Source organism: Anabaenopsis tanganyikae CS-531 (assembly GCF_029891675.1).
In the GTDB taxonomy this organism is placed as follows: Bacteria; Cyanobacteriota; Cyanobacteriia; order Cyanobacteriales; family Nostocaceae; genus Anabaenopsis; species Anabaenopsis arnoldii.
Window position 1 is genome coordinate 1 of the sequence record NZ_JANQDF010000082.1, and the last position, 7,012, is coordinate 7,012.

Annotated in this window: 7 protein-coding genes and 1 pseudogene; 4 read left to right on the plus strand and 4 right to left on the minus strand. The window is 42.3% G+C overall.

The window, feature by feature from the left end; all coding sequences use genetic code 11:
• The coding region (locus NWP22_RS08165; RefSeq protein ID WP_280801719.1) for a tetratricopeptide repeat protein at window positions 1–486 on the plus strand (486 nt) is incomplete at its 5' end.
• A 266-nt stretch (window positions 487–752) separates the two neighbouring features.
• Here the strand turns inward: NWP22_RS08165 and NWP22_RS08170 are convergent.
• On the minus strand, window positions 753–1,352 hold the full coding sequence (locus NWP22_RS08170; protein ID WP_280801720.1) for a hypothetical protein: 600 nt from the start codon (window positions 1,350–1,352) through the stop codon (window positions 753–755).
• A gap of 313 nt (window positions 1,353–1,665) precedes the next feature.
• On the opposite strand from NWP22_RS08170, the gene NWP22_RS08175 reads away from it, so the two are divergent.
• Together NWP22_RS08175 and NWP22_RS08180 are read left to right on the plus strand one after the other, a co-directional pair.
• On the plus strand, window positions 1,666–1,902 hold the full coding sequence (locus NWP22_RS08175) for a hypothetical protein (protein WP_280801721.1): 237 nt from the start codon (window positions 1,666–1,668) through the stop codon (window positions 1,900–1,902).
• Window positions 1,903–1,908: 6 nt separating this feature from the next.
• Window positions 1,909–3,054 (plus strand): annotated as a pseudogene (locus NWP22_RS08180) (hypothetical protein).
• Here the strand turns inward: NWP22_RS08180 and NWP22_RS08185 are convergent.
• Window positions 3,051–3,221, minus strand: a complete 171-nt coding sequence (locus NWP22_RS08185; protein WP_280801722.1) for a hypothetical protein — start codon at window positions 3,219–3,221, stop codon at window positions 3,051–3,053. The pseudogene NWP22_RS08180 and the gene NWP22_RS08185 sit on opposite strands and share 4 nt — an antisense overlap.
• A 218-nt stretch (window positions 3,222–3,439) precedes the next feature.
• The gene (locus NWP22_RS08190) at window positions 3,440–5,461 is read right to left on the minus strand and encodes an amylo-alpha-1,6-glucosidase (RefSeq protein WP_280801723.1); all 2,022 of its coding nucleotides are present in this window, start codon (window positions 5,459–5,461) and stop codon (window positions 3,440–3,442) included.
• Window positions 5,462–5,591: 130 nt separating this feature from the next.
• On the opposite strand from NWP22_RS08190, the gene NWP22_RS08195 reads away from it, so the two are divergent.
• Window positions 5,592–6,203, plus strand: a complete 612-nt coding sequence (locus NWP22_RS08195; protein WP_271731701.1) for a peroxiredoxin — start codon at window positions 5,592–5,594, stop codon at window positions 6,201–6,203.
• A gap of 115 nt (window positions 6,204–6,318) precedes the next feature.
• On the opposite strand, the gene NWP22_RS08200 is transcribed toward NWP22_RS08195, so the two are convergent.
• Window positions 6,319–6,681: a four-helix bundle copper-binding protein gene (locus NWP22_RS08200; RefSeq protein WP_271731703.1), complete on the minus strand. Its 363-nt coding sequence runs from the start codon at window positions 6,679–6,681 to the stop codon at window positions 6,319–6,321.
• Between the last annotated feature and the right edge of the window lie 331 nt (window positions 6,682–7,012).

The window sequence follows — 7,012 nt, forward strand, 5'->3', positions numbered from 1 at the left end:
CAAGCTATTAAACTTAATCCTAATTATGCTCAAGCTTACATCAATCGCGGTGATGTTTACTATAACCAGCATAAATGGGATTTAGCTCTGGCTGATTACACCCAAGCTATTAAACTTAATCCTAATTATGCTCAAGCTTACATCAATCGCGGTAGTGTTTACTATAACCAGCATAAATGGGATTTAGCTCTGGCTCATTACACCGAAGCTATTAAACTTAATCCTAATTATGCTGATGCTTACTACGGTCGCGGTAATGTTTACTATAACCAGCAGAAATGGGATTTAGCTCTGGCTCATTACACCGAAGCTATTAAACTTAATTCTAATCATGCTAATGCTTACAACAATCGCGGTCGTATTTACAGTCAACTAGGAGATATCAACAAAGCCAGGGAAAACTTCCAAAGAGCAGCACAATTATTCCGCATTCAAGGTGATACCGCTGCTTATCAAGAAACAATTAAACTTTTAAACTCACTGTAGCAGCAAAGATACCTGAAAGTAAGAGGATGTTTTAAAAGTCTCTCATGATGTATCAAATATTTTCAGATACCCCTAAATCACCCTTTTCAAGGAGGAATTTAAAGAATTTAGCCCCCCTTTTTAAGGGGGGTTGGGGGGATCAATCAGTGTCATTGATGACAATAAAAAACTTTTGAAACAACCTCTAAGTGGTGAGGGTGGGGTAAAACAATATTCGATACAGTAATTATGACTTGATAAACATCCTCTAAATCACCAACAATTTATCAATTATTAATTCCGTAACACAAAATACCTAAAATTTTATCTGACTCTTTAATATAATAATTATTCAAATCAATAAATATATTTGTCCCTTGCAACTTTAAAAACTTCCAAATATCCCCAGTGGTCACCGCACCATAAATAGTTTTAATATCATTACCTTCTTGTTCATTAAACAACTGTGCTGCAAACATTGCCGCTGCACATTGTCCTAAACCAGCTTTAATGTTTTCATTCTTAGCTTCAACAATGATCATCACAGGTGCATTAATTGTTAACTGTTCCTGAGAACGACTGATGATAAAATCACAATAACCGTTTAATCCCTTTTTAAAATCTAGATTAAAATCAGTTCCCGAAAATAAACTAATTTCGTAATTACACCTACGTCTTACCTCCAGTAAAATCGGCGTAATAATCATTTCTGATCTGGCTTTTTCCGTATTAATTGCTAATGCTAATTCTGTAGTTTCTTCCAAAGTAGATTTGAGCTTTTCACTGATTTGTATAGGTTCAACATTGATAAATAAATCCATTTCTTCATGAATATGAATATTAAAATCCTTTTTAAACTTACTCAAGGTGAAATCACTATAAGCCATGTGTATTACCTGATTTTTAGCAAAAAATATTGACTAAAATTCTACCTAGTGCTATTATACCAGCCTTGTGAAAAATGTCTAATTACATCCGCAACTGACCAAGCAGATCGCCATTCCATATACCCCCCTCCCTTTGTAAGGGGAGGGGTTGGGGGTGGGGTCAGACCTAATCAGATCATCTTCACGGTGCGATCGCCCCAGTGCTGCTGCAAGCAGATCGCACCTAGGTGAGTAAGATCCCCGACTTCTTAGATAATTGGCATCATCTCATATAACTTGTCCAGAAGTCGGGGATCTGTGTGACTCGAAGATCATGTATTTGGTTATCTTGACCGGATGCGATCGCGAAGCGCTGCTGCAAGCAGTTCGCCATTCCATATACCCCCCTCCCTTTGTAAGGGAAGGGGTTGGGGGTGGGGTTAAACCTCATCAGATCATCTGCGAAGCGCTGCTAAAGGCGATCACACCTCGCAATCAAGGCGATCTGACCCGTCAACCGACCACCGTCAACAGTCAACAGTCATCTATAATCAAATCAAGCTATACCTAAACTTTTATGACTAAATGGTTTAACACTGCTGGCCCCTGTCAACCGGATATACACTACACCCTACCCACCACCGAACGCCTACCAGAGTTAAAACGCCTGATTGCCCAGCGCAATTACTTTGTCATCCATGCACCCAGACAAACCGGTAAAACTACTGCCATGTTGACCCTTGCACAGCAGTTAACAGCCAGTGGTCAGTACACCGCCGTCTTACTATCCTTAAGTAATTTCACCTTAAAAGATGTAAATAATCTATACGCACAACACACCCAAGCCACCGGGCAAATCTTTACCCCCGAAGCCATTAACCACGCCTACTATTTAACCCAGGGTCAACCTTGGTTAGTCAATGCTTTAGCTAAGGAAGTTACAGAATACCTAGCAGAAGATGTAAATATCCCCATCACTATAGACTTAATCAATCAAGCTAAGGATATACTAATTCAAAGGCAAGACACCCATCTAGATAGTCTCGCCGAGCGACTGCGAGAAGATAGAGTAAAAGCAATTATTCAACCCATGTTAGCCGGGGAAGAATTACCAGATGTGCCTAATGATGATATTCGTTTTCTCCTAGATTTAGGATTGTGTCGCTATCATCCCATTAGAGGTTTAGAAATTGCCAACCCCATATACAGAGAGGTTTTGCCTAAAGTTTTAGCCTATACCCCCATTATGTCCCTAGGAGTGATTTAACCTGAATGGTTGAGTGCTAGTGGTGAATTAATCCCAGAAAAATTATTAGGCTTATTCTTAGACTTTTGGCGACAACACGGGGAACCATTATTTAAAAGTACCCCTTACCCAGAAATTGCGCCCCACTTAGTATTAATGGCATTTTTACACCGGGTAGTTAATGGTGGTGGTAGCCTAGAACGGGAATACGCCATAGGCTCCGGGAGGATGGATATATGTTTAAGGTATGGGGATGTAGTCTTAGGGATGGAATTAAAGGTATGGAAACAGGGTAAACCCGACCCCTTACCCCAAGGATTGATACAGTTAGATAAATATTTATCAGGATTAAATTTAGATACAGGATGGTTAGTAATATTTGACCGTCGCCCCGACTTACCCCCCATCAGCGATCGCACCACCACGGAAATAGCCCTAAGTCCCCAAGGGAGAAATATTACAGTAATTCGGGGTTAGGTTTGGATTTGTTGACGGTGGTCGGTGAGCGGAGTCGAACCGTTGACGGTTGACTGTTGACGGTTGACTGTTGACGGTGGTCGGTGAGCGGAGTCGAACCGTTGACTGTTGACGGTTGACTGTTGACGGTTGACTGTTGACTGTTGACTGGGAAGAGGTGTGACCATCAACAATTAGCCGGGGAATAAATTAAGCGTCTAATAGCTAAAGTCCACTAAAAGTGGACTTGTGAGTTACATATAATACTCTAGGCAATGATTGTTAACCCTATTTATAATCTTATATTCAACACCCAGTCGGATTTATCCGACTTTAGCTATTAGACAGGGGTTTCTAACCCCTGGCTCCCGGTGGTCGTAGCTCTTAAACCCTGACCCATCACCCATCACCCATCAACCGTCAACCGTGTGCTATTATACAACCCTGGTGGAAAATGTCTAATGACTTCCGCAACTGACCAAGCTTGAGCGATCGCACCTTTAGGAGTATGGGGAAAATCCCCATCAAAAATTTCTGAAATCGATTGTATACAACCATCACAAAGGAAATGATCAAGTAATGGTTGCCAATCAAAAGGTAAAGGTACTTGGGGGTAAGAACGCTCCCAAGCCCGAGTAAACGGACCAATCAACCAAGCCCAAACAGTACCCTGGTGGTAGGAGCGATCGCGCTGTAGGGAATCTCCAATATATTTACCGATATAAGCAGCGTCAGATGTATCTAGACTCCGCAATCCATAGGGAGTAAGTAAACGCACGGTGGCTAAATCAACTACAGCCTGGCTCTGCTGTAGTGAAAAGCCGCAATGATGCAAGGACAATGCTATCACTGCATTAGGGCGAATCTGGGCATTACGGCGGTCATCTAATTCTATAGTGTCGTATAAATAACCTAATGGATTCCAAAACTTTTGTAGAGAAATTTTTACTTGTTCCGCTTGCTGACCATAACGCAGGGCTTGCTTTACCAAGCGGGTGCAATCCCCTAACTGCATTTCCCCTAAGCGTTGCGCCCATTTACTCATCCAACATAAAGCAGAATACCACAGAGCATTGATTTCTACTGCTTTACCATTGCGGGGGGTAATAGCTTCTCCGTCAATTACCACATCCATCCAGGTAAGAGCCATACCGGGGACATCCCAACTCACTAAGCCATCAGTAGCATCAACTTGGATATTATAATGAGTCCCACCCATAAAAGCTTTATGAATTTGTTGCACAATGGGAAACTGAGCCGCCAAAAACTCCCAATCTTCGGTAGCTTCTAAATATAGCCCTAAAGTTTCAATCCACCATAAAGCCGCATCAATACTGTTATAAGAGGGTTCACCATCAACATCAGGAAAAACATTAGGTATCAGACCGTGACGACAGTAACGCCCAAAGGTTTGTAATAGTCCTTTAGCTAGTTCAAAGCGCCCGGTGACTAAAGCTAAACCAGGTATAGCAATCAAGGTGTCACGTCCCCAGTCATTAAACCAGTGGTAACCAGCAATCACCGTGGGTCCAGCAATGGAAGCTCGATGAACAATAAATTGATCGCTGGCTTTTAATAATTTTTGCCAAATCGGGGATGAGGAGGATTTATGGGTTACCCAGCCAAAAATTTGGGATAGTCTTTTTTGTTCTGCTTCCACCGCAGCGGTAAAAATTTCTGGGGTGAGTAGACCTAGCTGTGGGTCAGGAAAACCCATCTGTGCTTCTAGAACAATGGCATCTCCCGGTTCTAGTTTAACTGTTAAGTAGCCAGGGCTGTAGAGGTCTTCGCGATCGCCTAATCCTCGTTTTTTCTCTTCTGGTAATAAATAATTCCAATACCAAACCGCATTAGCCTGATATTCCCCCCGACTCCAGCGCAAATACCATGGTGTACCGAATCCCCCCGGAAATATGGCTTGGAGACAAACTTGATTTTTACCCAGTAATTGTGAAAACTCTAAGCCAGGATGACCTTTTTGTTGGTGGTGAAAATCCCGATCGCCTATCAGCAGCCGTAACCGTAAATTTACTGTACTGTGTCCCTGATAAACATACTTAACTAACAACTGATTTTTACAAAAATCCCCTAAAACATGGGGCATAATTAACTCTCTACTGAGTTGCCAATTGTCTTTTCTCCAAATCCATTGGGGAACTGGGTTAATATCAAAATAGTGCAGCAACTTGTAACCCTGGGGGGCAATTTCATCATTACCCCAGCAGTTTGTCCCTAGTGAAATCACCTTTCCTGAAACTTCTAAACTGGCTTCCAGGTGGGAAAACAACAGCGTACGCCCACAGGGGGGATTAGTGGCGGCAAATAGCCAACCATGATAAGTGCGGGTGCGAACATCTGAAATTGTCCCACTGGCAAAACTCCCCAAGCCATTAGTTAGTAACCATTCTCTTGTGTCTAAATCAGGCATTTTTTACTCAAAATCGTTATGACTATGATATAGTCGTAACAGTTTGTAATTAAATTTTAGACGGGTAAGTGTGAACTGACCCGAGTTTCAACGCTCTTTTACGTATATCAGTCTAAGGAGAATTGGCTTCATGTCCCTCACTTACGCAACAGAAGGATGCCTCCGTGTTGGTCAACAGGCTCCTGAATTTACAGCAACTGCTGTGGTAGATCAAGAATTTAAAACAATTAAACTCTCCGACTATCGTGGTAAGTATGTCGTTCTGTTTTTCTACCCCCTAGACTTTACCTTTGTTTGCCCCACTGAAATCACAGCCTTCAGCGATCGCTACGAAGAATTTAAGCAAATTAACACTGAAGTCCTCGGTGTGTCCGTGGATAGCGAGTTCTCTCACCTAGCCTGGATTCAAACTGACCGCAAGGCTGGTGGTGTGGGTGACCTCAATTATCCCCTAGTTTCCGACATTAAGAAAGAAATTAGCGCCGCTTACAACGTCCTTGACCCAGCAGCAGGTATTGCTTTGCGTGGTCTGTTTATCATCGATAAAGATGGTGTACTCCAGCACTCTACCATTAATAACTTGGCTTTTGGTCGCAGTGTTGATGAAACCCTGCGGACATTAAAAGCACTCCAGTATGTTCAGTCTCACCCTGATGAAGTTTGCCCCGCTGGTTGGCAACCTGGTGATAAAACTATGAATCCTGACCCTGTGAAGTCTAAAGTTTACTTCTCTGCTGTCTAGATTTTTTTAGTCGGATTGACGAACGAGAGATGTAAACGTTGTCTACATCTCTCGTTTTTTCAATAAATTAGGTCAAAAGACCTCAATTATATCTAGGTATATCTAGGTGCTATAGTTAGGCGGGCATCATTTCCATGGATCTACAAGCTGCTGCACAGCGACGACAAGAGGCGGCGCATTGCATCATCTTTTGATCTTGGCTCATCTGTTCGCAAGCTGTAGCAACGCGATCGCACATTTCGGCGCAAAGCATACAAGTGCGCCCCATGAATTCCGAACCGCCCATCATCATATTCATGCACATCATACACATTTCTGAGCAGTCCCGCACCATACTCATAATGCCCTTGTTGATTTGCTTACCATCTTTGCTCATACAGTGAGTCATGGTTTCCAGGCAGATTTTGTGACATTCCATGCAGGCGTTGATGCAGTTTTGCATTTGAGTAGTCATGGTTTCAGTCATCATCATGATCATTGTAAATACCTCCTGAATTTCTGACCTAGGCACTACTTATAACAGTAATCAGATTTTTTTTAGGGTCAATGGCATTTTTTTCGTAAATTTGATTGATATAGCATTTACCATGCTCGTGAGGTACAAAGTTGTTTAGTTTCAGGGAACACACCGAACACACCGAACACACCAAACAGGGAATGGGGAACCGAAACAATCAAATCCAGTCCCCTCCCCTTAAAAGGACAAGACAAGGTGGACAAGGTGGACTAGGTGACAAGGGAGAAAAACAGTACAAAGTCTGTATTCTTAGTAAGAAAAATAGCCCCTTAAAAGACCATTGTCCGGATAA